Origin of the sequence: Streptomyces sp. RKND-216 (genome assembly GCF_004795255.1) — a bacterium.
Taxonomy (GTDB): Bacteria; Actinomycetota; Actinomycetes; order Streptomycetales; family Streptomycetaceae; genus Streptomyces; species Streptomyces hazeniae.
Genome location: NZ_SSBQ01000002.1, coordinates 2,270,178 through 2,294,646, shown reverse-complemented (window position 1 = coordinate 2,294,646; position 24,469 = coordinate 2,270,178). Strand labels below are relative to the sequence as shown.

At 72.0% G+C, this 24,469-nt stretch carries 24 protein-coding genes, 4 tRNA genes and 2 pseudogenes; 24 read left to right on the top strand and 6 right to left on the bottom strand.

Going from position 1 to position 24,469, the window contains the following annotated elements; genetic code table 11:
• Position 1 precedes the first annotated feature (1 nt).
• The 11 genes from E4198_RS10100 to E4198_RS10050 all read left to right on the top strand — a co-directional run bounded on the left by E4198_RS10100 (position 2) and on the right by E4198_RS10050 (position 11,111).
• Entirely contained in the window at positions 2–607 is a 606-nt protein-coding gene (locus E4198_RS10100) for an NADH-quinone oxidoreductase subunit B (RefSeq protein WP_027765196.1), read from the top strand.
• Positions 604–1,896, top strand: coding sequence for an NADH-quinone oxidoreductase subunit C (locus tag E4198_RS10095; RefSeq protein WP_247597619.1), 1,293 nt, complete (start codon positions 604–606; stop codon positions 1,894–1,896). The genes E4198_RS10100 and E4198_RS10095 overlap by 4 nt, the downstream gene beginning before the upstream one ends.
• Entirely contained in the window at positions 1,897–2,856 is a 960-nt protein-coding gene (locus E4198_RS10090) for a complex I subunit 1 family protein (RefSeq protein WP_136182855.1), read from the top strand.
• Positions 2,853–3,425 (top strand): NADH-quinone oxidoreductase subunit I, encoded by a 573-nt coding sequence (locus E4198_RS10085; RefSeq protein ID WP_136185296.1) that lies wholly within the window; start codon positions 2,853–2,855, stop codon positions 3,423–3,425. Before E4198_RS10090 ends, E4198_RS10085 begins: the two co-directional genes overlap by 4 nt.
• Positions 3,422–4,012: an NADH-quinone oxidoreductase subunit J gene (locus E4198_RS10080; protein WP_210732803.1), complete on the top strand. Its 591-nt coding sequence runs from the start codon at positions 3,422–3,424 to the stop codon at positions 4,010–4,012. Before E4198_RS10085 ends, E4198_RS10080 begins: the two co-directional genes overlap by 4 nt.
• On the top strand, positions 4,012–4,443 hold the full coding sequence (gene nuoK, locus E4198_RS10075) for an NADH-quinone oxidoreductase subunit NuoK (RefSeq protein WP_136182854.1): 432 nt from the start codon (positions 4,012–4,014) through the stop codon (positions 4,441–4,443). Before E4198_RS10080 ends, nuoK begins: the two co-directional genes overlap by 1 nt.
• Positions 4,440–6,458: an NADH-quinone oxidoreductase subunit L gene (locus tag E4198_RS10070; RefSeq protein WP_136182853.1), complete on the top strand. Its 2,019-nt coding sequence runs from the start codon at positions 4,440–4,442 to the stop codon at positions 6,456–6,458. The genes nuoK and E4198_RS10070 overlap by 4 nt, the downstream gene beginning before the upstream one ends.
• Positions 6,459–6,485: 27 nt before the next feature.
• Positions 6,486–8,150 carry an NADH-quinone oxidoreductase subunit M gene (locus E4198_RS10065; RefSeq protein ID WP_136185295.1) on the top strand — a complete coding sequence of 555 codons (1,665 nt, stop codon included), beginning with the start codon at positions 6,486–6,488 and terminating at the stop codon, positions 8,148–8,150.
• Positions 8,147–9,700, top strand: coding sequence for an NADH-quinone oxidoreductase subunit N (locus E4198_RS10060; RefSeq protein ID WP_136182852.1), 1,554 nt, complete (start codon positions 8,147–8,149; stop codon positions 9,698–9,700). Before E4198_RS10065 ends, E4198_RS10060 begins: the two co-directional genes overlap by 4 nt.
• Before the next feature lie 146 nt (positions 9,701–9,846).
• Positions 9,847–10,707, top strand: a complete 861-nt coding sequence (gene htpX, locus E4198_RS10055) for a zinc metalloprotease HtpX (RefSeq protein ID WP_027765187.1) — start codon at positions 9,847–9,849, stop codon at positions 10,705–10,707.
• Positions 10,704–11,111 (top strand): YccF domain-containing protein, encoded by a 408-nt coding sequence (locus E4198_RS10050; protein WP_136182851.1) that lies wholly within the window; start codon positions 10,704–10,706, stop codon positions 11,109–11,111. Before htpX ends, E4198_RS10050 begins: the two co-directional genes overlap by 4 nt.
• A gap of 40 nt (positions 11,112–11,151) precedes the next feature.
• On the opposite strand, the gene E4198_RS10045 is transcribed toward E4198_RS10050, so the two are convergent.
• Positions 11,152–11,640, bottom strand: a complete 489-nt coding sequence (locus tag E4198_RS10045; RefSeq protein WP_027765185.1) for a YajQ family cyclic di-GMP-binding protein — start codon at positions 11,638–11,640, stop codon at positions 11,152–11,154.
• Positions 11,641–11,853: 213 nt separating this feature from the next.
• On the opposite strand from E4198_RS10045, the gene E4198_RS10040 reads away from it, so the two are divergent.
• The 3 genes and pseudogenes from E4198_RS10040 (at position 11,854) to E4198_RS10030 (ending at position 14,377) form a co-directional block, all read left to right on the top strand.
• A tRNA-Tyr gene (locus E4198_RS10040) sits at positions 11,854–11,935 on the top strand.
• Positions 11,936–12,197: 262 nt separating this feature from the next.
• Complete coding sequence (locus tag E4198_RS10035) at positions 12,198–12,860, top strand: GntR family transcriptional regulator (RefSeq protein WP_136182850.1); 663 nt, start codon at positions 12,198–12,200, stop codon at positions 12,858–12,860.
• 561 nt (positions 12,861–13,421) lie between these two features.
• Positions 13,422–14,377: pseudogene (locus E4198_RS10030) on the top strand (IS481 family transposase).
• A gap of 18 nt (positions 14,378–14,395) precedes the next feature.
• Here E4198_RS10030 and E4198_RS25395 read toward each other — a convergent pair.
• Positions 14,396–14,725, bottom strand: a pseudogene (locus E4198_RS25395) (hypothetical protein); the annotation flags it as partial.
• Between the two features lie 144 nt (positions 14,726–14,869).
• Between E4198_RS25395 and E4198_RS10020 the strand changes: the two are divergent.
• Positions 14,870–15,529: a histone deacetylase gene (locus E4198_RS10020; protein WP_136182849.1), complete on the top strand. Its 660-nt coding sequence runs from the start codon at positions 14,870–14,872 to the stop codon at positions 15,527–15,529.
• 12 nt (positions 15,530–15,541) lie between these two features.
• Here E4198_RS10020 and E4198_RS10015 read toward each other — a convergent pair whose 3' ends face one another.
• Both E4198_RS10015 and E4198_RS10010 read right to left on the bottom strand, forming a co-directional pair.
• Complete coding sequence (locus E4198_RS10015; protein WP_136182848.1) at positions 15,542–16,207, bottom strand: NAD(P)H-binding protein; 666 nt, start codon at positions 16,205–16,207, stop codon at positions 15,542–15,544.
• 42 nt (positions 16,208–16,249) lie between these two features.
• On the bottom strand, positions 16,250–17,560 hold the full coding sequence (locus E4198_RS10010; protein WP_136182847.1) for a hydrolase: 1,311 nt from the start codon (positions 17,558–17,560) through the stop codon (positions 16,250–16,252).
• 215 nt (positions 17,561–17,775) lie between these two features.
• Here E4198_RS10010 and E4198_RS10005 point away from each other — a divergent pair.
• The 6 genes from E4198_RS10005 to E4198_RS09980 all read left to right on the top strand — a co-directional run bounded on the left by E4198_RS10005 (position 17,776) and on the right by E4198_RS09980 (position 20,381).
• A tRNA-Thr gene (locus E4198_RS10005) sits at positions 17,776–17,848 on the top strand.
• A 54-nt stretch (positions 17,849–17,902) separates the two neighbouring features.
• A tRNA-Met gene (locus E4198_RS10000) sits at positions 17,903–17,975 on the top strand.
• A gap of 90 nt (positions 17,976–18,065) precedes the next feature.
• The gene (gene rpmG / locus E4198_RS09995) at positions 18,066–18,230 is read left to right on the top strand and encodes a 50S ribosomal protein L33 (protein WP_018834916.1); all 165 of its coding nucleotides are present in this window, start codon (positions 18,066–18,068) and stop codon (positions 18,228–18,230) included.
• Between the two features lie 119 nt (positions 18,231–18,349).
• Positions 18,350–18,802: a MaoC family dehydratase N-terminal domain-containing protein gene (locus tag E4198_RS09990; RefSeq protein WP_136182846.1), complete on the top strand. Its 453-nt coding sequence runs from the start codon at positions 18,350–18,352 to the stop codon at positions 18,800–18,802.
• 8 nt (positions 18,803–18,810) lie between these two features.
• A complete protein-coding gene (locus E4198_RS09985) occupies positions 18,811–19,245 on the top strand; it encodes a MaoC family dehydratase (RefSeq protein ID WP_136182845.1) in 435 nt (144 codons plus the stop codon).
• A 59-nt stretch (positions 19,246–19,304) separates the two neighbouring features.
• Positions 19,305–20,381: a UDP-N-acetylmuramate dehydrogenase gene (locus tag E4198_RS09980; RefSeq protein ID WP_210732802.1), complete on the top strand. Its 1,077-nt coding sequence runs from the start codon at positions 19,305–19,307 to the stop codon at positions 20,379–20,381.
• A gap of 33 nt (positions 20,382–20,414) precedes the next feature.
• Here E4198_RS09980 and E4198_RS09975 read toward each other — a convergent pair whose 3' ends face one another.
• Positions 20,415–21,437 (bottom strand): adenosine deaminase, encoded by a 1,023-nt coding sequence (locus E4198_RS09975; RefSeq protein WP_136182843.1) that lies wholly within the window; start codon positions 21,435–21,437, stop codon positions 20,415–20,417.
• A gap of 104 nt (positions 21,438–21,541) precedes the next feature.
• A complete protein-coding gene (locus E4198_RS09970; protein ID WP_136182842.1) occupies positions 21,542–22,780 on the bottom strand; it encodes a pyridoxal phosphate-dependent aminotransferase in 1,239 nt (412 codons plus the stop codon).
• Between the two features lie 203 nt (positions 22,781–22,983).
• Between E4198_RS09970 and E4198_RS09965 the strand changes: the two genes are divergently transcribed.
• The 3 genes from E4198_RS09965 (at position 22,984) to nusG (ending at position 24,458) form a co-directional block, all read left to right on the top strand.
• A tRNA-Trp gene (locus tag E4198_RS09965) sits at positions 22,984–23,056 on the top strand.
• A 110-nt stretch (positions 23,057–23,166) separates the two neighbouring features.
• A complete protein-coding gene (gene secE / locus E4198_RS09960) occupies positions 23,167–23,445 on the top strand; it encodes a preprotein translocase subunit SecE (protein ID WP_136182841.1) in 279 nt (92 codons plus the stop codon).
• A gap of 140 nt (positions 23,446–23,585) precedes the next feature.
• A complete protein-coding gene (gene nusG / locus E4198_RS09955; protein ID WP_136182840.1) occupies positions 23,586–24,458 on the top strand; it encodes a transcription termination/antitermination protein NusG in 873 nt (290 codons plus the stop codon).
• The last annotated feature ends 11 nt before the right edge of the window (positions 24,459–24,469 follow it).

Sequence of the window (24,469 nt, the reverse complement as noted above, 5' to 3'; positions counted from 1 at the left end):
CATGGACGTGACGCCGACGACGACCGACCTGCCCGAGCCGCGCCGGCTCGGCGCGCTGGCGCGGCTGGCACCGGAGCCGATGAAGGTGGTCCTCAACTGGGGCCGCCGCTACAGCCTCTGGGTCTTCAACTTCGGCCTCGCCTGCTGCGCGATCGAGTTCATCGCCGCGTCGATGGCCCGGCACGACTTCATCCGGCTCGGCGTCATCCCGTTCGCGCCGGGCCCGCGACAGGCCGACCTCATGGTCGTGTCCGGCACGGTCACGGACAAGATGGCGCCCGCGGTGAAGCGGCTCTACGAGCAGATGCCGGAGCCGAAGTACGTGATCTCCTTCGGCGCCTGCTCCAATTGCGGCGGGCCGTACTGGGACTCGTACTCGGTGACGAAGGGCGTCGACCAGATCATCCCGGTCGACGTGTACGTGCCCGGCTGCCCACCGCGCCCCGAGGCGCTCCTCCAGGGCATCCTCAAGCTCCAGGAGAAGATCGCGAACGAGTCGGTGGCCGAACGGTACGCCGCCCCGGCAGCCGGGGCGGTGCAGCAGCCGACGCCCGGCGAGCTGACCAGCGGCCTGGTGGAACCCCCGCGCCGCGAGGGGGAGCGGTGAGCACGCCCGACGGGTCCCCCGAGCCGACCGACCGTCCCGAATCCACGGGACCGGCCGAGCCGTCGGCGTCCGCAGGGCCCGGCGAGCCGGCCGAGCCTTCGGGCGCACAGGGGACCGGCGGCTCCGGGCAGCCGGTGTCCGAGGTCCCCGGCGAGGCGATGCCCAAGCCGACGGAGGACCCCGGTGCCGTGCGCCGCGCCGAAGTGGAGGACGAGCCGGTGGCCGAGGCGCCGGCCGAGTCCGACGAGGCGCCGGTGGGGTGGCTGCCGCGCGGAGCCGCGGCACTTTTCGGCGAGGGCGCGAGCGCCGAGGAGGCGTACTCCCTGCTCACCGTCGACGTCCCGGCGGAGCGCTGGATCGCTTCCCTCGAAACCGCCCGCGACGCACTGGGGTGCACGTACTTCGACTGGCTGAGCGCCGTCGACGAGCCGGGCACCGGATTCCGCGTCTGCGCCCACCTCGTCGCCCTGCCGCACGAGCCGGGCAGTGACCACCGCGGGGGACCGGGCGACGGTGTGCGACGGCTCGTGCTGCGGACCACCGTGCCGCACGAGGCGCCCGTCCTGCCGACGGCGACCCCCGTGTACGCGGGCGCCGCGTGGCACGAACGGGAGACCCACGAGATGTTCGGCGTCGACTTCACGGGCCATCCGCATCTCGCGCCGCTGTTGCTGCCCGACGAATTCGAGGGGCACCCACTGCGCAAGGACTTCGTCCTGGCGGCACGGGTGGCCAAGGCGTGGCCGGGGGCGAAGGAGCCCGGCGAGTCGGAGCACGGCGGGCCCAAGCGGCGGCAGATGTTGCCACCGGGCGTGCCGGACCCGAACGAGTGGGGCCCGCTGAAGGGACAGCTTCCGCCCGCGCCGGCCCGTCCGGCGCGCGGCCGTGCGGGGGCGGGCGGCGACCGGCCGCCCCGGCGCACCCGCTCCGCGTCGGCGGGCTCCGCGAGCCAGAACCCTGCGAGCCAGAGCCCCGCGACCGGCGGGGCCACGGGGACGCCTGAGGTGTCCCGCCCGCCGTCCCGCCCGCCGCGCCGCTCGCGGAGCGCGAGCGAGGGCTCGGCGACTCAGCGCGCGGCACGCCCCGCAGACGAAACGGGCGAGACCCCCGGTGAGACGCCGAGCCCCGCGGACGCGCCGTGGCACCACGCCCGCCCCGCCTTCGAGGAGCCGGAGCGGGAACCGGACCCGGGCGCCGACCGACGTGAGGACGAAGCGGCCGGCCCCACCACCGGCGAACCGCGCGACGAGCGTGGAGCGCAGGACGACGAGAAGGGCGGTGAGCGGTAGATGGACGTGCTGGACGTGACCCTGCGGCTGCTCGCCGTGCTCGCCGTCTTCCTCACCTTCCCCCTGCTGATCGGGCAGACGGAGCACAAGGTCATGGCCCACATGCAGGGCCGCGTCGGCCCGATGCATGCCGGCGGTTTCCACGGCTGGGCCCAACTCGTCGCCGACGGCGTCAAGTTCGCGCAGAAGGAGGACGTCGTCCCGGCGGGCGCCGACCGACGGGTGTTCCAGCTCGCACCCGCCGTCGCGCTGCTGCCCTACCTCCTGGTCCTCATCGCCATCCCCTTCGCTCCGGACGGGGGCGTGGGGCAGGTGATCGACGCCGGGGTGTTCTTCGTCCTCGCCGTGATGGGGGTCGGCGTGCTCGGCTCGGTCATGGGCGGCTGGGCGTCGGCCAACAAGTTCTCCCTGCTCGGCGGCCTGAGGACGGCCGCGCAGCTGATGGCGTACGAGCTGCCGATGCTGCTGGCCGCGGCGTCCGTCGCGATGGCTGCGGGCAGCGTCTCGCTGACCGGCATCCTGGACGGCTTCCAGTGGTGGTGGGTGCCGTGGCAGCTGATCGGCGCCTTCGTGTTCTTCACGGCCGGGCTCGCCGAGCTGCAGCGGCCGCCGTTCGACGCGCCGGTCGCCGACTCGGAGATCATCTTCGGCGCCTACACCGAGTACACGGGCCTGCGCTTCGCGTTGTTCCTGCTCGCCGAGTACGCCGGGATCGTCGTGCTGTGCGGGCTGACCACGGTGCTCTTCCTCGGCGGCTGGCACGGTCCCGCGTCGGGGGACCTCGGCTGGGTGTGGACGCTGCTCAAGACCGCCGTCCTCGCCTTCCTCGTCATCTGGCTGCGGGTCAGCTATCCGCGGCTGCGGGAGGACCAGCTGCAACGGTTCGCCTGGACGATGCTGGTGCCGCTCGCCCTGTTCCAGATCGCCCTCACCGGCGTCGTCAAAGTGGTGATCAACTGATGCCCGTGCCCGGCTCCGGCCTCGCCAAGGGGCTCGCCGTCACCCTGCGCACGATGACCCGGCGCGCGGTCACCGCGCACTACCCGGACACGCAGCCCGAACTCGCCCCCCGCACCCGGGGCGTGATCGGGCTGTTCGAGGAGAACTGCACGGTCTGCATGCTGTGCGCCCGCGAGTGCCCCGACTGGTGCATCTACATCGACTCGCACAAGGAGACCGTGCCGGCCGCCGCTCCGGGAGGGCGCGAGCGCAGCCGCAACGTGCTGGACCGGTTCGCCATCGACTTCGCCCTGTGCATGTACTGCGGCATCTGCATCGAGGTCTGCCCGTTCGACGCCCTTTTCTGGTCCCCGGAGTTCGAGTACGCGGAGACCGATATCCATGAGCTGACGCACGAGCGGGACAAGCTGCGCGAGTGGATGTGGACGGTGCCCGAACCGCCCCCGCTCGACCCGGCGGCCGAGGAGCCGAAGGAGATCGCCGCTGCACGCAAGGCCGCCGAGAAGGCCGCCCAGAAGGCCGAGGCACGCCGCGCGCAGGCCGAGGCCGAAGGAGGCGACGCCGAGTGAGCCCGTTGGCGTCCGCCACCGCCGCGCTCGCGGCGGACCACCCCGGATTCCTCTCGCCCACCGGCGTGGAGATCGTCTTCCTCCTCGTCGGCGTCGTCACCCTCGCCGCTGCGATCGTCACCGTCACCACCCGGCAGCTCGTGCACGCCGCGCTCTGGCTGGTCGTCGCGCTCGGCGGCATCGCCGTCGAGTACCTGCTGCTCACCGCCGAGTTCATCGCCTGGGTGCAGGTACTGATCTACGTGGGATCGGTTGTCGTGCTGGTGCTCTTCGGGCTGATGCTCACACGGGCGCCGATCGGACGCTCTCCCGACGCGGACTCCCGCAACCGGCCGGTCGCCCTGCTGGTGGCCGTCACCGCGGCCGCGCTGCTGGTCACCCTCGTTGTCGACGCGTTCCGCACCACACGGATCGACCTCGACGGCCCCGTGCAGGGCTCCACCCGGGTCGCGGGCGCGATGCTCTTCCGGCACTGGGTCCTGCCGTTCGAGGCCCTCTCGGTGCTGCTGCTGGCGGCGCTCGTCGGCGCCATCGTGCTCTCCCGCCGCCGCGGGGACACGGCCGCGGCGCGAGGGGGCAAGCGCTGATGCACCTCGCCTATCCGGCGGTTCTCGCCGCCCTCCTCTTCTGCACCGGCCTGTACGGCGTCCTCGCCCGGCGCAACGCGATCCTCGTACTGATGTCGGTCGAGCTGATGCTCAACGCCGTCAACCTCAACCTCGTCGCCTTCGACGTGTGGCTGCGCGATGCCCTGCACGCAGGACAGGCGCTCACCCTCTTCACCATCGCCATCGCCGCCGCCGAGATCGGCATCGGCCTCGCCATCGTGCTGCTGGTGTACCGCAACCGGGGCAGCGCGGACATCGACCGCCTGCGCGCCCTGCGCGAGGACGACGGCGACGAGCCCGACGAACGGCAGGGCGGCGCACCGGAGGGCGCACCACCCGACCTCGCGCCCGACGGGCCAGCCCACGACGCCGTTCCAGGGAAGACCGCCGCCGGGAGGCAGACCGCGTGACCACCACGACCCTGGCCGTTCTCGTCCCCCTCCTGCCGTTCCTCGGCGCCGTCTCCGGCCTGCTGCTGGGCCGCCGCGCACCCGGCTTCGTCCGCCCCCTCGCACTGCTGCCCACCCTGGCCTCGGCGGTGCTCGCCGTCATGGTCGCGGCGCGGCAGGCTGGCGGCACCCCGCTCAGCGCCGCCACCGAACTGACCCCGACCGGCGCCCCGGATCTCCCCGTACAGCTCGCCCTGCACATCGACGGCTACGCCGCGCTCGTCGCCGTCCTGGTCGGTGTCGTCGCCACCTGTGTGCAGCTGTACTCCACCGGCTACCTGCGCGACGACCCGCGCTACTCCTCCTACGCCGCGCTGGTCTCCCTCTTCACCGCCGCGATGCTGCTCGTCGTCTACAGCGACGACCTCATCGTGCTCCTCGTCGGCTGGGAGGTGATGGGCATCTGCTCCTACTTCCTCGTCGGCCACTACTGGGAGACGCGCGCCGCCCGCGACGCCTCCCTCAAGGCGTTCCTGGTCACCAAGCTCGGCGACGTGCCGTTCCTCGTCGGCATCTTCGCCCTCGCCACCGACCTGGACACCTTCCGCATCAGCACCCTGGTCATACGGGTCAGCTCCACCCTCTCCGACTACGAACTGCAGCACCCCACCCTCGTCGCCCTGCTCCTGCTGGCCGGCGTCGCGGGCAAGTCCGCACAGTTCCCCCTGCACACCTGGCTGCCCGACGCCATGGCCGGCCCCACCCCCGTCTCGGCGCTCATCCACGCGGCCACCATGGTCGCCGCGGGCGTGTACGTCGTCGGACGGCTGCTGCCGGTCTTCGCCGCCTCCACCGCGGCGCTCGCCGTGCTCGCAGCCATGGCCGCCGTCACCATGGTCGGCTCGGCGCTCGCCGCGCTCGCACAGGACGACGTCAAACGCGTCCTCGCCTGGTCGACCGTCGGCCAGCTCGCCTACATGGCCGGAGCCCTCGCCGTCCTCGACCGCGGTGCGGCCGTCTTCCACCTCCTCACGCACGGCGCCTTCAAGGCGCTGCTCTTCCTCGGCGCCGGCGTGCTCATCCACGCCGCCGGCACCAACTCCCTCGCAGCCATGTCCCGGATGCGCGGCATCGCCAAGCGCGCCCCGGACGCGGCCTGGACCATGGCCGTCGCACTCCTCGCCCTCGCCGCCATCCCGCCGTTCTCCGGCTTCTTCTCCAAGGAGGCCGTGCTCGGCGCCGCGGAGCACGCCGCGTTCGGCGACACCGACGGCGTGCCCGCCGCGGTCGGCTGGATCGTCCTCGCCGCCGGGCTGCTCACCGCGCTCCTCACCGCCGCCTACGCCGGCCGCCTGTGGCTGCTGGCCCTGCGCGGCGACGGCCCCGAGGAGGCCCCCGACCACGGCCGCGAGCCCGTCGTCATGAACGCTGTGCTGTGGGTGCTGGCCGTCCCCTCCCTCGCGCTCGGCCTCGCCTACGGCGTGCTGCCCGAATGGTTCGACGGCACCTCCCTCGCGCCGACCCTCGTCACCTCCGTCCTCGCCACCGGCCTCGCCCTCGTCGGCGGCATCACCGTCTACGCCGCCTGGCGGCACACCGCCGCCCGCCGCCGCGTCCCGCTCGGCGCCGTCGCCGCACACCCCAGGGACGACGCGGCCACCTCCGAGGCCGAGGCCATCGCGACCCACGAGCCCGCCTACGGCGACATCGCCACCGCCCCGGACCCCGCCGACCCCGGCCGCGTACTCCTCGGGCCGCTTCACCGGCATGCCGCCCACGGCTTCCACCTCGACGCCGTGTACGCCGCCCTGTTCGTCCGCCCCACCCGCGCCGCAGCCCGACTGGTCCGTTTCCTCGACCACGCCGTCGTCGACACCTACGTCCGCGGCGCCGGTCTCGGCCCGCGCATGCTCGGCGGCGCCGTCCGCCGCGCCCAGACCGGCAACGTGCAGACCTACCTCAGCGCACTGCTCGCCGGCTCCCTCGTGCTCGCCGTGGCAGCCGTGGTAGCCGCCACCAGAAACGGAGGCTCTTGAGCCGTGCTGCCGCTGAACGACACCGCCATGCGACTGCTGCTCGCCTCCGCCGTCGTGCTGCCCCTACTCGGGGCGGGCGCCGCCCTGCTGCCCGCACCGCCAGGCCTGCGCGGGCGCAGCCCCGAACAGGCCGTCCTGCGGCACGGCGTGACCGTCACCGGCGCCGTCCTCGCCGTCACGCTCGTGCTCACCGCCGGCTTCGACCACGACCAGCCGGCCGCCGTCCAGGCCGAGACCGACCTCAGCTGGATCCCCGCCCTCGGCGTACGGCTCCACCTGGGCATCGACGGAATCTCGCTCCCCCTCCTCGTCCTGACCGCGCTGCTGACCTTCCTCTGCGCGGTCTACTCCTACTTCCGCATGCCGGCGGGCCCGTCTCCCACCGGCTTCGTCGCGCTCCTCCTCGTCCTCGAGGCCGGCACCCTCGCCACCTTCGCCGTCCTCGACCTCGTGCTCTTCTTCCTCGCCTTCGAGATGGTCCTCATCCCGATGTACTTCCTCATCAACCGCTGGGGTGGCGACGGACGCGGCCCCGCCGCCTGGAAGTTCATCCTCTACACGCTGCTCGGCTCCGTCGTGATGCTGCTCGGCCTCCTCCTCGTCGGCATCCAGGGCGGCACGTTCGACATGCTCGCACTCGCCACTGACAACGGCTCGGAACTCAGCCGCGCCACGCAGATCACCGCCGTCCTCGCCATCGGCGTCGGCCTCGCCGTGAAGACCCCGATGTGGCCGCTGCACACCTGGCTCCCCGACGCGCACACCGCCGCCCCGACGATCGGGTCCGTCCTCCTCGCGGGTGTCCTGCTGAAGATGGGCACCTACGGGTTCGTCCGGATCGTGCTGCCCGTCGCCCCGGACGGCTTCCGGACCTTCGCCCCCTACCTGGCCGCGTTCGCCGCCGCCGGCATCGTCTACGGCTCCCTCGCCTGCCTCGCGCTCGCCCGTCGCGGCGCCGGGGGCGACCTCAAGCGGCTGATCGCCTACTCCTCCGTCGGCCACATGGGCTTCGTGCTGCTCGGCATCGCCACCATGACGCCGACCGGCGTCAACGGCGCCCTGTTCGCCAACGTCGCCCACGGCCTCATCACGGGCCTGCTGTTCTTCCTCGTCGGCGCGCTCAAGGACCGCACCGGCACCACCGACCTCGACGCCCTGGCCGGCCGCAGCGGAGCCGCCCTCTACGGCCGGATGCCGCGTTTCGGCGGCCTCCTCGCGTTCGGGGCCGTCGCCTCTCTCGGCCTGCCCGGCCTGGCCGGCTTCTGGGGCGAGATGCTGGCCCTCCTCGGGGCCTTCGACCCGGCCCCCGGCCTCGACCGCGCTGCGTTCCTGGTCTGCTTGGCAGTCGGCGCCTTCGGCACCCTGCTCACCGCCGCCTACCTGCTGATCGTCGTCCGCCGGGTGTGCATGGGCGACCCCGCGGAACGGCGCGCCCCCACGCCCGGGGCCGCCCCCACGCCCGGGGCCGAACCCGTACCCGACGACCGCACCGGCACCGGCACCCACGGGGGCACCACGACCCTCCCCGCCACCCGCGAGGCCGCGGCACCGCTGCCCGACGTGCACGGCCACGAGTACGCGGCCTGGGCCCCGCTCGTCGCCCTCACCGTCCTCGCCGGACTCTGGCCCGCGCTCCTCCTCGGCCTGACCGACCCCGCCGTCCAGCACCTCCTGCCGGGAGCCACCCCATGACCCCGCTCGCCGGAGCCGCAGCGGCACCGAGCCTCGTGCAGTCCGTCGACTGGCTCGCCATCGCGCCGCCCACCGTCGCCGCCCTGGCCGCCCTCGCCGTCCTCGTCGCCGACCTCTTCCTCCCCGAGCACCGCAAGCACCTGCTCGGCGCCCTGGCTCTCGGCGGACTGGCCGCCGCGGCGCTCACGATCGTCCCGCTCGTCGGCGCCGACCTCAGCACCTTCTGCCTCACCACCGCCGCCGCCGAGCCCACCGCCGCCGCCTGCAGCTACGTCGCGGACCCCTTCACCCTGGTCACCCAGTTCCTGGTGCTCGGCGGCGCGCTCCTCGCCGCGCTGCTCTCCGTTCCCGCCGTACGCGACGAACGCCTTCCCGCCGGCGAGTACTGGTTCCTCCTGCTGACCTCCGCAGCCGGAGCCGCCCTGCTCCCCGCCTCCCGCGACCTGGCCACCCTGGTCATCGCCCTGGAGGTCGCCTCCCTGCCCGCGTTCGCGCTGGTCGGCCTGCGCCGCGGCGAACGCCGCTCCTCCGAAGCCGCGCTCACCTTCTTCCTCTCGTCCGTCACCGCCACCGCCGTGATGCTGCTCGGCGTCAGCTTCGTGTACGCCGCCACCGGCTCCCTCCACCTCACCGTCGTTGCCGAAGAGCTCACCTCCGTCGACCCCCGCCTCGGCACGCTGGCCGCTGCGGGCGTGGCCCTCACCCTGGTCGGCTTCGCCTTCAAGACCGCCGCCGCGCCCTTCCACTTCTGGGTCCCGGACGCCTACGCCGGCGCCCCGCTCCCCGTCGCCGCATACCTCTCGGTGATCGGCAAGGTGGTGGGCTTCTCCGGTATCGCCCTGGTCACCCTGGTCGGGTTCCCGTCCTACGCCGACGTCTGGGGCCCGGCCCTCGCCGTACTCGCCGGCCTCACCATGACCGTCGGAAACCTGGGGGCGCTGCGCCAGCGCGCCGACCGCTCGCGCGGCGCCGTACGGCTGCTCGCCTGGTCCTCTGTCGGGCAGGCCGGCTACCTGCTCGTTCCCCTCGCGGCCGCCGGCCGCACCTCGGAGTCCGGCACCGCCGACGCCCTCGGCTCCACCGTCGCCTACGCGCTCATGTACGCCGTGGTGAACCTCGGCGCCTTCGCCGTCGCCGCACACGTCGGCGGCAAAGGCCGGCTCCGGGACTACCGCGGCCTGTACGCCCGCAACCCGCTCGCCGCGCTCGCCCTCGGCTTCTTCCTGCTGTGCCTGGCCGGCCTGCCGCCCGGTGTGATCGGCCTCTTCGCCAAGGTCGTCGTCTTCCGCTCCGCCGTCGACGCCGGCCTGGGCTGGCTCGCCGTGATCATGGCAGTGAACGTCGTGCTCGCCCTCTACTACTACCTGCGCTGGACGGCGCTCCTCTTCCGCCGCCCGGAGCCCGCCGAGGCGGCCACCGCCCCCGCGGGCCGGCGGCCGGAGCTGGGCGCTCCCCTCGCCGCCACCCTCGCCGTCACCGGGCTCGTCGGCGTCACCCTGTCGGGCGCCCCGCAGCTCGTCCTCCGCTTCGCAGCGACGACCCTGCTCTGACCCGCCCGCCCCTCCACCCTGCCGAAGCTACCGGCCGGGAACCGGCGTCCCCCGTCTCGCGTTGACCCGTACGTGAGGGTCCACTGGGAGGTGGAACGACCACCTGCCTCAAGGGTTCTCCTGCGGCACCATCTGGAGGGCGTACCGTGCACCGCCGGCACAACGGGCTGAGGACAGCTCTGCTCCTCGGAGGGCTGTCCGCCCTGATCATCCTGATCGGCAGCTTCTTCGGCCGTACCGGCCTGGTCGTCGCACTCGTCGTCGCGCTGGGCACCAACGCCTACGCGTACTGGAACAGCGACAAGCTGGCGCTGCGCGCCATGCGAGCCCGTCCGGTGAGCGAGTTCGAGGCCCCGCAGCTCTACCGCATCGTGCGGGACCTCTCGACCGCCGCCCGGCAGCCCATGCCCCGCCTCTACATCTCCCCGACCCGCGCCCCCAACGCCTTCGCCACCGGACGCAACCCGCGCAACGCCGCCGTCTGCTGCACCGACGGCATCCTCCGCCTCCTCGACGAACGCGAGTTGCGCGGTGTCCTCGGGCACGAGCTGAGCCACGTCCACAACCGCGACATCCTCATCTCGTCCGTCGCGGGGGCCATGGCCTCCGTGGTGCTCTTCCTGGTCAACTTCGCCTGGCTCATCCCCCTCGGCCGCTCCGACGACGACGAGGGCCCCGGCCTGGCCGGAATGCTGCTGATCATCATCCTCGGTCCGCTCGCCGCGACCCTCATCCAGCTTGCCGTCAGCCGCTCCCGCGAGTACGAGGCCGACGCAGCCGGCGCCCAGCTCACCGGCGACCCGCTGGCGCTCGCCTCGGCTCTGCGCAAACTGGAAGCAGGAACGAAACAGCTGCCGCTCCCGCCCGAACCACGGCTCGAGACGGCGAGCCACATGATGATCGCCAACCCGTTCCGCGGCGGCGGGATGTCCCGGCTGTTCTCCACCCACCCGCCGATGGCGGAACGCATCGCCCGGCTCGAAAAGATGGGAGGCGGGCCCCGATGAGGACCTTCCTGAACGTCGTCTGGCTGATCCTCTCCGGTCTCTGGATGGCCCTCGGCTACCTCGTGGCAGGTGTCATCTGCTGCATCCTGATCATCACGATCCCCTTCGGCATCGCGTGCTTCCGCATCGCGGTCTACGCGCTGTGGCCCTTCGGCTACCGCGCGGTCGAACGCGGCGGCGGCGCGAGCCTCGCCTCCGGCGTCGGGAACGTGATCTGGCTGGTCGTCGCCGGTATCTGGCTCACCATCGGCCACATCACCGCCGGGATCGCCTTCTTCGTCACGATCATCGGCATCCCGTTCGGCATCGCCCACTTCAAGATGGTGCCGATCTCCCTGATGCCTCTGGGCCGCGAGATCGTCCCCACGACCGCGCGCGACGCCTACCCCGGCTACCGCTGGTAGCCGGGACAGGCGTCACCGGCACGGGACGCCGTGCCCTGCCTCAGCGGTAGTTCACGAACTGCAGCGCGAAGTCGAAGTCCTTGCCCTTCAGCAGGCCGATGACCTCCTGCAGGTGGTCACGGCTCTTCGACGACACCCGCAGCTCGTCGCCCTGCACCTGCGCCTTCACGCCCTTCGGGCCCTCGTCGCGGATGATCTTCGCGACCTTCTTCGCGTTGTCCTGGGAGATGCCTTCCTGGATGGACGCGAACAGTTTGTACTCCTTGCCGGACGCCTGCGGCTCACCCGCATCCAGCGACTTCAGCGAGATCCCCCGCTTGACCAGCTTGCCCTGGAAGATGTCGAGGACGGCCTTCACGCGCTCCTCGGAGTTGGCGCGCATCTCGATCCGCTCGCCGGACCACGCGATCGACGCGTCCACGCCCTTGAAGTCGTAGCGTTGCGAAATCTCCTTGGCGGCCTGGTTGAGCGCGTTGTCGACCTCCTGCCGCTCGACCTTCGAGACGATGTCGAAACTGGAGTCGGCCATGGTGTCTGTGGCTCCTCGTAGGTAGGAAACGGTCCAACACGTCACGCGTCCGGCCCGCCCGTTCGCGGGCCCGTCGCGCCCGCCAGCCTAGCCATCCGCGCCGCCTCCGGCCGCCGGTCAACCAGGTGGCGGACCACCCCCGCCCATCAGGTATGGTTTACCCCGTTGCCACGGAGCACCGCCGAGAAGCGGTGTCCCCGGGCGGCAATCCCAGGCGGTGTGCCCGAGCGGCCAAAGGGAGCAGACTGTAAATCTGCCGGCTCAGCCTTCCCAGGTTCGAATCCTGGCGCCGCCACAGCGGAAAAGGGCCCGGTGACCAGCGAAAACGCTGATCACCGGGCCCTTTCGCATGCCACCTCTGCGGGGCAACTCGATTGTCGGGAACGTCCCACTCTGTCCCATTCCGTTTCGCGTGCTGACCAGCGCGTGTGGGGCACGCGTGAGACACGTCCCCTCGGGCCTACCTGCGGGAACGTCGGCGGGGCAGGGCACGCTCTGTGCTGCACCACCTGCTCAACTCAGAGGGACAAGTCGGGCAGGCCCCTCATGTTGGTGGCATGAGCAAGCAGCCAAAGTACCGGCAGGTCGCGGACGCGCTGCGGCGCGAGATCGACGACGGCACCTACCCGCCCGGGTCTCGACTGCCCTCGGAAAGCGAGCTGTCGGCCCGCTTCGACGCGTCGCGGAACTCGGTGCGCTCCGGTCTGGGCCTATTCGTGACGCAGGGACTCGTGACCTCCAGTCAAGGCCTGGGGTACGAGGTCGCGAAGCACGAGGTCTTCGAGCTGAACGCGTCACGCTTCGAGGACCTGAGCTTCCCGCAGAACGGGAGCGCGTACAGCATGGACGGGACCAACGCGGGCCGTCGCCCGCACCAGACCTTCCGGGTGGAGATCCGCCCGGCTCCTGACGAGGTGGCGGCTCGCCTCAAGGTCGAACCAGGCTCGCGGGCCGTCCTGCGGTTCTGTCACCGCTTCGTGGACGACGTGCCGTGGTCGACGCAGGCGACGTACTACCCGGCGTGGCTGGCGGACGAAGCGCCCCGCCTCGCGGAGCCAGGGGACATGGAGGGAGGGACGACCAGGCATCTCGCTGAGCGAGGAACCGAGCAGCTGGGCTACCTCGATGAGATCTCCACCCGCATGCCGACGCCCGAAGAGGCTCGCGCGTTGGAGGTGGGGGCGGGTGTGCCGGTGCTCCTCTGGATGCGCACGGGGTAGAGAATCAGCTCGGCTCGCTTGCCGGGAGGAGGCGTCAGCTCGGCAGCGGCGAGTTGGCAGCGTCCCTGCCCTGCGGACCGTCTCCTCGCGACAGTCGAAGCCGGAGCCAGCCCGCTGTAAGTCTGTCGGGTCGTCGCCGAAGTCGGGGTCGCTTCCTGGACTGAGGACCAGTGGGGCCCAACGACCGAGACCCGCGGGGCATCACGGTCTGCCTGGTCACTGCGCGTGGGATGGAGCGACGCCCTGGTTTCTGAAGACGGGCAGGCTGCGCTGACGGCGCTGTGGTGGCAGCGCTGGTCCGACTGTGAGCCTGTTGGACGCAGACTCAAGAGCGCCTGTCAGGACGTGTGGGTGCGCTTCCACTGTCTGCCAGGCTCCAAGCGGTATCCCGAGGGCGACGACACGTACGCCGTTTCCGCCCGCCGCGCGCTACGGGCCGCTGAAGGCGTCCTGCCGCTAGCTGTATTGCTCATGAGCGTTGTTGACACTCACAGGTCTTGATCATGGCGAAGGCCTCCGTGTGTGGTGGAGGTGTCGAATCTTCACCGCACGGAGGCCTTCGTGTCCCACCGTAATGCCCGTCTGACTCCTTTGGGCAGGCGTCTGCTGGTCGATCGTGTCCGTTCCGGCCGCCCGGTGGCCCATGTGGCTGCGGAGATGGGCATATCCCGGGCCACGGCCCACAAGTGGGTCCACCGGTGGCGAGCCGAGGGCGAGCCGGGCCTGTGTGACCGCCCCAGCCGCCCGCACACGACACCGCACCGCACCGATGCCGATACCGAAGCACGGGTCTGCCGGCTGCGGACCGAACGCAAACTCGGACCCGCCCGCATCGGCCCGATCCTGGGCATGCCGCCCTCGACCGTGCACCGGATCCTCACCCGGCACGGCCTGCACCGGCTGGCCTGGATGGACCGGCCAACCGGGCGCATCATTCGCCGCTACGAACGCGAGCGGCCCGGCGAGCTGGTGCACGTGGACGTGAAGAAACTCGGGCGGATTCCCGACGGCGGCGGCTGGCGTGTCCACGGCCGCGCGGAAAGCCGCCTGACCAAGACCGGAGTCGGCTTCGACTACATCCACTCCGTCGTCGACGACTACACCCGCCTCGCCTACAGCGAGGTCCACCCGACGAGAAGGCCGCCACCTGCGCAGGCTTCCTCCGCCGAGCCGCCGCCCACTTCGCCGCCCTCGGCATCGACCGCATCGAAAGGGTGCTGACCGACAACGCCTGGTCCTACCGCAAGAGCACCCTCTGGAAGCAGTCCCTGACCTACCTCGGCGCCACCAGCAAACGCATTCGCCCTTACCGACCGCAGACCAACGGCAAGGTCGAACGCTTCAACCGCACCCTGCTCGACGAATGGGCCTACCTGCGGCCCTACACCAGCAACGAGCAGCGGACCGCAGCTCTGCAAGACTTCCTGCACACCTACAACCACCACCGCTGCCACACCGCACTCGGCGGCCAGCCACCGATCAGCCGTGTGAACAACGCTCCGGGTCAATACAGCTAGCGGCCCGTAGATCGCCCGGGCCAGAACCAAGCCGGTTCCGGCCACCGCACCCATGGTCCCGGCGGACAGGAAGCCCCGCGAGGAGGCCCAGGACAGCACCGACCACCGCGATCGGGCGGACAGCAGAGATCCCGTGCTCAGCCACGATCCGGCCGAGATCAGCGACAGGGCAGAGCCGATTGAGCCGACCGACAGGGTGCTCCCGACTGAGCCGACGGAGAGGGCGGAGCCGACGGACCCGATCGAAAGGACCGACCCCACCGAACCGACCGACAACACCGAGTCCTTCGACCACACGGACAGCAGCGAGCAGTGAGGCTCGGGACAGGTGGAGGGTGACTCGGCCATGACGTCATTGTGTCCACAGATCGCCCGGACCGGCACGTCTGACGACCGGCGGCGATGCGAGAAGGCGGCGAGAAGCCGTGCCATGCGTCGTGGACCGGCGGCCTTCCCGGGGGCTGCGGGGGCTGCCCCCTACGCTGGGGACGGATGAGCAGACAGTTGCGGCGGCTCGGCCCGAGGCGGGCGGAGGGCGCCGACACGGAGCACGTGTGGTACGCGGCCTACGGGTCGAACCTGCACCACACGCGGCTCGGCTTCTACCTGCGCGGCGGGAAGCCGCCGGGCGGCAGGCGGACGTATCCGGGGTGCCGTGAGCCGCAGGATCCCCCGCGCACGGAACCGATCATGCTGCCGGGCCAGGTGTACTTCGCACTGGAGTCGCCCGCGTGGACCGGAGGTATGGCCTTCTACGACCCGGGCGCCCGCGGTGAGACGCCGGCCCGGGCCTATCTGATCAGCGCGCGGCAGTTCTCCGACATCGCGGCGCAGGAGATGCACCGCCCGCCCGGGGCGGACCTGGACCTCTCCGGGGTGCTGGCGGAGGGCCGGTCCCGGATGGGGTCGGGCTGTTACGAGACGCTGGTCTGCCCCGGATCGCTGGACGGGCGCCCGGTGCTCACCTTCACCGCTCCGTGGGGGATGGGCGACGTGGCGTGGCGGCCGCCGGCGGCCGCGTACCTGCGGTGGCTGGCCTCGGGGCTGCAGGTGTCGCACGCCTGGCCGGCCGCCCGCATCGCCGCGCACCTGGCGCGGCGACCCGGGGCGGCGATGCGGTGGACGGCGGCCGAGATCGCCGCTCTCCTGTAGCGAAAGGGCTGTTCAGCGCCGGGATACGGCGGCGGCGACCGCGTCGGGAACGGTCGTGTCGCCGGAGACCAGCTCCAGGGTGAGACCGGCCGTGCGCGGCTCGTCCAGCAGCGCGGCCAGCACCGCCGCGACGTCCGCGCGCGGCACCTCGGAGCGGCCCGTGTGAGCGGACAGCGCGACCCGGCCCGTCGGGGGGTCGTCGGTGAGGCGGCCGGGCCGCAGGATCGTCCAGTCCAGGTCGCCGCGTGCCCGTACGGCCGCGTCGGCGGCGCCTTTGGCGCGCAGGTAGGCGGCGAAGACCGGGTCCATGTCGGCGGGCGGCTCCTCGTCGACGCCCATCGCGGAGACGACCAGGAACCGTCGTACGCCCGCGCGGGCGGCGGCGTCGGCGAACAGGATCGCCGCGTCGCGGTCCACGGTCTCCTTGCGGGCTGCTCCGCTGCCCGGGCCCGCTCCGGCCGCGAAGACGGCCGCGTCCGCGCCCTCCAGCGCGCGGGCGACCTCGTCCGCGGTCGCCGACTCCAGGTCGCAGACGGCGGGTTCGGCACCCGTGGCCGTCACGTCGTCCGCGTGGGCGGGGTTGCGGATCAGGCCCACGGCCCGGTCGCCGCGGTCGGCGAGGAGCGCCTCCAGGCGCAGTGCGATCTTTCCGTGTCCACCGGCGATGACTGTACGCATGCCCCCGACCGTACGCCCTCCGGTGTCGTGCCGGACGGAGCGTCAGCCCTGCGCCTGCCGCGGCAGGTCGAGCTCCACCGCGGCGGCGGAGTCGCAGTACTCCCGTACCGCGCTGGTGCGTGCCACCACGCGGCCGCGGTGGATGACGATCCGGCTGTACGAGAGGGACAGCGCGCCGGCGACGTCCTGGCCGCGCACTGCGAGGAGTTCGGCCGGGAAACCGGCTTCGACGCGCACTTCCGGCAGCCCCATGGCCGTGCGGGCGTCCGAGCTGACCGCACGGTAGGCGCCGTCGGCGCCGGCCTCGCCGCGCGAGGCGAGCAGGTAGGCGGCCTCCAGCGGGTCGCCGCGGCCGACCGGATTGGCGGCGTCGCGCAGAGCCCCGCTGCCGGCCGCGACGCGGACGCCGGCCGCCCGCAGCAGCCGTACGGGCGCCGAGGTCGCGACGCCGGAGTGTTCCAGGGCGGCGCAGCTGCCCTGGGGGAGCGCGACCACGGTGACCCCGGCGGCGGCGAGCTGCTCGGCGGCGCGGGTGGCGAGGTCGTGCGGCAGCCGGGAGAGGCCGCCGCACGGGCCGAGGGTCACGCCGGGGCGGAGGCCGCCCGCGGCGGCGGCGAGGCGGGCCAGCCGGGCCGGGTCGGCGGCGTCGGTGTGCAGGTCCACGGCGCAGCCGTGTTCGGCGGCGACGGTGAGGACCGCCTCGACGTAGCCGCCCGGGTCGGGGTCGAGGTCGGGGCAGCCGCCGACGACGGTGGCGCCCATCTTCAGGGCGTCGCGCAGCATCGCGAGTTCCTCCTCGCCGGCGCGTCCGGTGAGGAGGCGGGGCACGGCGACGGTGGTGAGGTCGGCGAGGCCGCGCAGGCTGCGGCGGGCCTGGAGCACGGCCTCCAGGGAACGCAGCCCGACCACGTCGCCGATGCGTACATGGCTGCGCAGCGCGGTGGCGCCGTGGCCGAGCTGGAGCAGGGCCGCCTCGGTGGTGCGGCGCTGCACCTCCTCGACGTCGTCGGACGGCGGTCCGCCCGCGCGCGCCCCGCTGCCGGTGGTCCTGCCCTCCGCGGTCCGGGCGTCCGGGGTGCCGCTCGCGGCGGTCAGGGCGGTGTCGTGGTGGGCGTGCGCTTCGGCGGGAGCGGGCAGCAGCAGGTATCCGCTCAGGTCGACGCGGGCGCCGGGCCGGGTTCCGGTGCTGGCGGCGAGGCTGCCCGCGGTGCCGACGGCCTCGATGCGGCCGCCGCCCAGCCGGACGTCCACGGTCCGGCCGTCGGCGAGGCGGGCGCCGCTCAGCAGCAGGCCGGAGCCGTCGGCGGGGGAGCCGGAACCGGCCTCGGGGTCCGGCGTCTGGCTGTCGCCCATCGTCTCCCCAGCGGTCGCGGCGGCGTTAGGGGCCGGCGGCTGATCACGGTGGCCCGGCGTGTGACGAGCGTACGGTGCGCAGCGGGAGACGCAGCGGAGGAGCGGAATAGTCGTACCGGCGTGGTGGCAGGAGGAGCAGTACGACTGTGCGGTACCGCGGCCCCGGATACGGATTTCACGTATCGAGCCGGGACCGTGTAGTGTCTTCACCGCTCGCCCCAATAGCTCAGTCGGCAGAGCGTCTCCATGGTAAGGAGAAGGTCAACGGTTCGATTCCGTTTTGGGGCTCTGATGTGTGAGGTCGCCGTCCGGTTCATCCGGGCGGAGGTCGAAGCGCATCGCGGCGGCGTAGCTCAGTCGGTAGAGCAAACGGCTCATAATCGTTGTGTCACCGGTTCAAGTCCGGTCGCCGCTACTTCACTGACAGTAGCCGATTGCGGGCTCGGTCCTCCGGTCGGCTACTCTTTCTGCGTTCAACCCGTCCCGTCCGTCAAGGAGCACTCACGTGGCTGCCACCGACGTCCGCCCGAAGATCACGCTGGCCTGCGTGGAGTGCAAGGAGCGGAACTACATCACCAAGAAGAACCGGCGTAACAACCCGGACCGCATGGAGATGAAAAAGCACTGCCCGCGCTGCAACGCGCACACCGCGCACCGCGAGACGCGCTGACGTACCCGCGCTGACGCGCAGACGTACTTCGCATGTGAGGCCGCCCCCGCCCGTCGGGGGCGGCCTCACATCGTTCTTCCCGCCCCGGCGGCAGGCAGAGATTCAGGAGACCGAGATCCATGGCGCTCGACCAGTCCTTCGTCGGACGCAGCTACCCGCCCTCCCGGCCCTACGAGGTCGGCCGGGAGAAGATCCGCGAGTTCGCCGAGGCCATCGGTGACGCCAACCCGGCCTACACCGACCGGGACGCGGCCGCGAAGCTGGGCCACCCGGACGTGGTCGCGCCGCCCACCTTCGTGTTCTCCCTCACCTACCGGGCCGCGTTCGAGGTCGTGCAGGACCCCAAACTGGGCCTGGACTACAGCCGGGTGGTGCACGGCGACCAGCGGTTCGCCTACCGCCGGCCCGTACGTGCCGGCGACCTGCTGACCGTCACCTCCACCATCGAGTCGGTGAAGTCCATGGCCGGCAACGACATCCTGGACGTGCGCGGCGAGGTGCACGACGAGGCCGGCGAGCACGTCGTGACCGCCTGGACGAAGCTGGTGGCGCGCGCCGCCGAGGAAGGCTGAGCGAGACGATGACCGCTGCGATCGCCTATACCGACGTCGAGGTCGGCACCGAACTGCCCGCGCAGACCTTCCCGGTGACCCGCGACATGCTCGTCCGCTACGCGGGCGCCTCCGGGGACTTCAACCCGATTCACTGGAACGAGCGGTTCGCCACCGAGGTCGGCCTGCCGAACGTCATCGCGCACGGCATGTTCACCATGGCCGAGGCCGCCCGCGTGGTCACCGACTGGGCCGGCGACCCGGGCGCCGTACGCGAGTACGGGGTGCGCTTCACCAGGCCGGTCGTGGTGCCGGACGACGGCGAGGGCGCGCGAGTGGAGGTCTCCGGCAAGGTCGCCGCGAAGCTGGACGACGCGGCCCGCACTGTCCGCGTCGACCTGACCGTGACGGCCGCCGGGCAGAAGGTGCTGGGCATGTCCCGCGCCGTGGTCGCCCTGGCCTGAGAGACCCCGGTCTCCCCGAGGGGACCGCCCCGCCGCGCGCGGGACGCAGCGCTTCCCGCGTGGAACGTACTCTTGTGCGCGTGCAGGAATTCCACGACGCCCCGCTGGCCCCGCTGACCACCTTCCGGCTCGGCGGCCCCGCCGCACGTCTGCTGACCGCCGCCACCGACGACGAGGTGGTGGCGGCCGTGCGCGAGGCTGACGACTCCGGGACGCCGCTGCTGATCGTCGGCGGCGGCAGCAACCTGGTCGTCGCCGACGCGGGCTTCCCCGGCACGGCCCTGCGCATCGCCACCCGCGGCTTCCACCTGGAGGGCACGCGGCTCGAACTTGCCGCGGGCGAGAACTGGTCGGAGGCCGTGGCCCGCACGGTCGAGGCCGGCCTGGCCGGCGTCGAGTGCCTGGCGGGCATCCCGGGCTCGGCGGGCGCGACGCCCATCCAGAACGTCGGCGCGTACGGCCAGGAGGTCTCCTCCACGGTCACCGAGGTCGTCGCCTACGATCGCCGTGCCCGCGAGACCGTCGTCGTCCCGAACGCCGAGTGCGGCTTCGCCTACCGGCACAGCCGCTTCAAGGCCGACCCGACGCGGTTCGTCGTCCTGCGGGTCCGGTTCGCGCTGGAGGACGCCGACGGCATGTCCGCGCCGCTGAAGTACGCCGAGACGGCCCGTGCGCTGGGCGTCCAGCCCGGCGAACGCGTCGCGGCGGCCACCGCCCGCGAGACCGTGCTCAAACTCCGTGCCGGAAAGGGCATGGTGCTGGACCCGGAGGACCACGACACCTGGTCGGCCGGCTCCTTCTTCACCAACCCGATCCTCGACGACGCCGAGTACGCCGCCTTCCTCGCCCGCGTCGCCGAACGGCTCGGGCCGGACGTCACCCCGCCTGCATTTCCCGCGGACGACGGCCGGACCAAGACCTCGGCCGCGTGGCTGATCGACCGGGCGGGCTTCACCAAGGGCTACGGCGACGGCCCGGCACGCATCTCCAGCAAGCACACCCTCGCCCTCACCAACCGGGGCCGCGCCACGACCGCCGACCTGCTCGCCCTCGCGCGCGAGGTGCGGACGGGCGTCCGTGACGCCTTCGGCGTCACGCTCGTCAACGAACCTGTGACGGTCGGCTGCGCCCTCTGAGGCGCACGTCCGGCAGCGGCACCGGCATCGACGTCAGCCGGCCGGTGCCGCCAGCCACGCGTCGATGTCGGCGAGCATCCCGCGCCGCACGTCCTCCGGGGCGACGGAACCGCGCACCGACTGGCGGGCCAGTTCGGCCAGCTCCTCGTCGGTGAACGCGTGGGCGTCGCGGGCGAGTTCGTACTGGGCTGCGAGCCGGGAGCCGAAGAGCAGCGGGTCATCGGCGCCGAGTGCCATCGGCACGCCCGCGTCCCACAGAGCCCGCAGCGGCACGTCCTCCGGCTTGTCGTACACCCCGAGCGCCACGTTGGACGCCGGGCACACCTCGCAGGTCACCCCGCGATCGGCGAGCCGGCCCAGCAGTCGGGCGTCCTCGGCCGCGCGGACGCCGTGGCCGACGCGGAGGGCGTGCAGGTCGTCCAGGCAGTCCCGGACGCTGGACGGGCCCGACAACTCGCCCCCGTGCGGCGCGGCGATCAGCCCGCCGTCCCGGGCGATGGCGAAGGCACGGTCGAAGTCGCGGGCGAACCCCCGCCGTTCGTCGTTGGAGAGGCCGAAGCCGACGATGCCCCGGTCTCGGTAGCGGACGGCCAGCCGGGCGAGCGTACGGGCGTCCAAGGGGTGCTTCATGCGGTTCGCGGCGACCAGCACGCGGATCTCGAGGCCGGTGTCCCGCATCGCCCGGTCGATGGCGTCGAGGATGACCTCCAGCGCGGGGATCAGTCCTCCCAGCCTGGGCGCGTACGAGGTGGGGTCGACCTGGATCTCCAGCCACCGCGAGCCGTCCCGCACGTCCTCCTCGGCGGCCTCGCGCACCAGCCGCTGGATGTCCTCCGGCGCCCGCAGGCAGGAGCGGGCGGCGTCGTAGAGGCGCTGGAAGCGGAACCAGCCGCGTTCGTCCGTGGCCCGCAGCTTCGGTGGCTCGCCGCTCCGCAGCGCCTCCGGCAGGTGGACGCCGTACTTGTCGGCGAGTTCCAGCAGCGTGGAGGGCCGCATCGAACCGGTGAAGTGCAGGTGCAGATGGGCCTTGGGGAGCGAACGTACCTCTCGTGCCATCCCCTGATCCTGCTACACGCGAGCCCCCGCCCGGAACCGCATTCCCCGGACGGGGGCTTGCCCGAAAGCACGGCCGCATGCCGCGGCCCCGCCTGTCGGCTGGATCAGTCGCGTGCCTCGGCCAGCAGCTTCTGGACGCGCGAGACGCCCTCGACCAGGTCCTCGTCGCCGAGCGCGTACGAAAGCCGCAGGTAGCCGGGGGTGCCGAAGGCCTCGCCCGGCACGACGGCGACCTCGACCTCCTCCAGGATCACCTCCGCCAGTTCCACCGAGGTGGCGGGCCGCCTGCCGCGGATCTCCTTGCCCAGCACGCCCTTGACCGACGGGTAGGCGTAGAACGCCCCCTCCGGCTCGGGGCAGAGCACGCCGTCGATCTCGTTCAGCATCCGCACGATGGTCCGACGCCGGCGGTCGAAGGCCTCGCGCATCATCGCGACGGCGTCCAGGTCGCCGCTGAGCGCGGCGATCGCCGCGACCTGCGCGACGTTGCTCACGTTGCTGGTGGCGTGCGACTGCAGGTTCGTCGCGGCCTTCACGACGTCCTTGGGGCCGATGACCCAGCCGACCCGCCAGCCGGTCATGGCGTACGTCTTGGCGACGCCGTTGACCACGATGCACTTGTCCGCCAGCTCCGGCACCACCACGGGCAGCGAGGTGAACGCGGCGTCGCCGTAGACCAGGTGCTCGTAGATCTCGTCGGTCAGCACCCACAGCCCGTGCTCGGCGGCCCAGCGGCCGATCTCCTCCGTCTGCTCCCGGCTGTAGACCGCGCCGGTCGGGTTCGACGGGGAGACGAAGACCACCATTTTGGTGCGCTCGGTGCGCGCCGCCTCCAGCTGCTCCACGGACACCCGGTAGCCGCTGGACTCGTCCGCGACCACCGGCACCGGCACGCCGCCCGCGAGCTGGATGGACTCCGGGTAGGTCGTCCAGTACGGCGCGGGCACGATGACCTCGTCGCCCGGGTCCAGGGCCGCGGCGAAGGCCTCGTAGATGGCCTGCTTGCCGCCGTTGGTCACCAGGATGTTCGCGGCCTCGATCTGGCGACCGGAGTCGCGCAGCGTCTTGTCGACGATCGCGGCCTTCAGCTCGGGCTGCCCGCCGGCCGGGGAGTAGCGGTGGTTCTTCGGGTCGCGGCAGGCCTCGACCGCCGCCTCGACGATGTAGTCGGGCGTCGGGAAGTCCGGCTCGCCCGCGCCGAAGCCGATCACCGGGCGCCCGGCGGCCTTGAGGGCCTTCGCCTTGGCGTCCACGGCGAGCGTCGCGGACTCGGAGATCGACCCGATGCGGGCCGACACGCGTCGTGCGGTGGGAGACTGTGCGGAAGGGGTAGCAGCGGTCATGCCGTCATCGTTGCAGACCGGGCGGCCCCGCCGCAGCAAGGTGTGGAGCCGGTCACGGCCGCTGCCGCGGACCGTGCGTGGTGGGCGGTGTTCGACGGAGAGCCGCGGAACACGTACACTCCTACGTCGTCGGCCTTCAACGATCGCTCAGCGCTGCGCACTGTGTGCACCGGCGCAGATGCGGTAGGTTGAGGACGGCACAAAGGGTCGTAGCTCAATTGGTAGAGCACTGGTCTCCAAAACCAGCGGTTGGGGGTTCAAGTCCCTCCGGCCCTGCTACACACATCACCACATGGTGTGTGCTTTTTCAGTACGTACTCGAACTGCACCGCCGTGCGGCCGGCCCGTGCGCCGCAGGGCAACGATCCGGATCAAGGTGAGGACTAGTGACGGAGATCACGGACACCACCGAGGTCCCCGAGCCCGGACGGTCCTCGGACGACAAGCCCCGGCGCGGTGGCAAGCGTGGCAAGAAGGGCCCGCTGGCGCGTCTCGCTCTCTTCTACCGGCAGATCATCGCGGAGCTCCGCAAGGTCGTCTGGCCCACGCGGAACCAGCTCTCCACCTACGCCAGCGTGGTGATCGTCTTCGTGGTCATCATGATCGCTCTGGTGACCGTGCTTGACTATGGGTTCACCGAAGCCGTCAAGTTCGTCTTCGGCTGACCCTCGCGGAGGGCCGTGAGTGCCCGCCGAGGGGTACGTTGAGTCGTGAAGGGCGCGTTTGACGCGTGCCCGGCCCCTCGGTCGCCGTGACAGCGGCCACCGCATGTTCGACCCCACGAAGCCAGGAAGAAGCAGCCACCGTGTCTGACCCGAACCTGAACGACGCCGTCGAGCCCGCCACGGGCGACGACTCCGCGCGCGACCTCGTCGAGGCGACGGACGCCACGGCGGACGGCGTCGACCAGGCGGCAGTTGCCGACGCCGCCGAGGAAGCGACCGAGGCTGCCGAGCCGGCTGCGGACGTGGACGCGGACGAGCCAGCCGAGGGCGAGGGCGACACCGACGAGTCCGCCGAGGACGCCTCCGCCGAGGCGGAGGAGGAGCCGTTCGACCCGGTCGCCGCCCTCCGCGACGAACTGCGCTTCCTGCCCGGCGAGTGGTACGTCATCCACACCTACGCCGGCTACGAGAACCGCGTGAAGACCAACCTCGAGCAGCGCGCCGTCTCGCTCAACGTCGAGGACTTCATCTTCCAGGCCGAAGTGCCGCAGGAGGAGGTCGTCCAGATCAAGAACGGCGACCGCCGCACGGTCAAGCAGAACAAGCTCCCCGGCTACGTGCTGGTCCGCATGGACCTGACGAACGAGTCGTGGGGCGTCGTCCGCAACACCCCGGGCGTCACCGGCTTCGTCGGCAACGCGTACGACCCGTACCCGCTGACGCTGGACGAGATCGTGAAGATGCTCGCCCCGGAGGCGGAGGAGAAGGCCGCGAAGGCCGCCGCCACCGACGACGAGGGCAAGCCGGTCGCGGGCGCCGGACGCCGCGTCGAGGTCCAGGTGCTCGACTTCGAAGTCGGCGACTCCGTCACCGTCACCGACGGCCCGTTCGCGACCCTTCAGGCCACGATCAACGAGATCAACGCCGACTCCAAGAAGGTCAAGGGCCTGGTCGAGATCTTCGGCCGCGAGACCCCGGTCGAGCTCAGCTTCGACCAGATCCAGAAGAACTGACCTTCCGGCAT

Coding starts and splice junctions, on each gene's coding strand:
- E4198_RS10020 (WP_136182849.1), top strand. CDS start 14,870: ATGAGCAGACAGTTGCGGCGGCTCGGCCCGAGGCGGGCGGAGGGCGCC.
- E4198_RS10050 (WP_136182851.1), top strand. CDS start 10,704: ATGAGGACCTTCCTGAACGTCGTCTGGCTGATCCTCTCCGGTCTCTGG.
- E4198_RS10090 (WP_136182855.1), top strand. CDS start 1,897: ATGGACGTGCTGGACGTGACCCTGCGGCTGCTCGCCGTGCTCGCCGTC.
- E4198_RS10010 (WP_136182847.1), bottom strand. CDS start 17,560: ATGGGCGACAGCCAGACGCCGGACCCCGAGGCCGGTTCCGGCTCCCCC.
- E4198_RS10035 (WP_136182850.1), top strand. CDS start 12,198: ATGAGCAAGCAGCCAAAGTACCGGCAGGTCGCGGACGCGCTGCGGCGC.
- E4198_RS10015 (WP_136182848.1), bottom strand. CDS start 16,207: ATGCGTACAGTCATCGCCGGTGGACACGGAAAGATCGCACTGCGCCTG.
- E4198_RS09970 (WP_136182842.1), bottom strand. CDS start 22,780: ATGACCGCTGCTACCCCTTCCGCACAGTCTCCCACCGCACGACGCGTG.
- nuoK (WP_136182854.1), top strand. CDS start 4,012: ATGCACCTCGCCTATCCGGCGGTTCTCGCCGCCCTCCTCTTCTGCACC.
- E4198_RS10060 (WP_136182852.1), top strand. CDS start 8,147: ATGACCCCGCTCGCCGGAGCCGCAGCGGCACCGAGCCTCGTGCAGTCC.
- E4198_RS10065 (WP_136185295.1), top strand. CDS start 6,486: ATGCGACTGCTGCTCGCCTCCGCCGTCGTGCTGCCCCTACTCGGGGCG.
- E4198_RS09985 (WP_136182845.1), top strand. CDS start 18,811: ATGACCGCTGCGATCGCCTATACCGACGTCGAGGTCGGCACCGAACTG.
- E4198_RS10100 (WP_027765196.1), top strand. CDS start 2: ATGGACGTGACGCCGACGACGACCGACCTGCCCGAGCCGCGCCGGCTC.
- E4198_RS10045 (WP_027765185.1), bottom strand. CDS start 11,640: ATGGCCGACTCCAGTTTCGACATCGTCTCGAAGGTCGAGCGGCAGGAG.
- E4198_RS09990 (WP_136182846.1), top strand. CDS start 18,350: ATGGCGCTCGACCAGTCCTTCGTCGGACGCAGCTACCCGCCCTCCCGG.
- E4198_RS09975 (WP_136182843.1), bottom strand. CDS start 21,437: ATGGCACGAGAGGTACGTTCGCTCCCCAAGGCCCATCTGCACCTGCAC.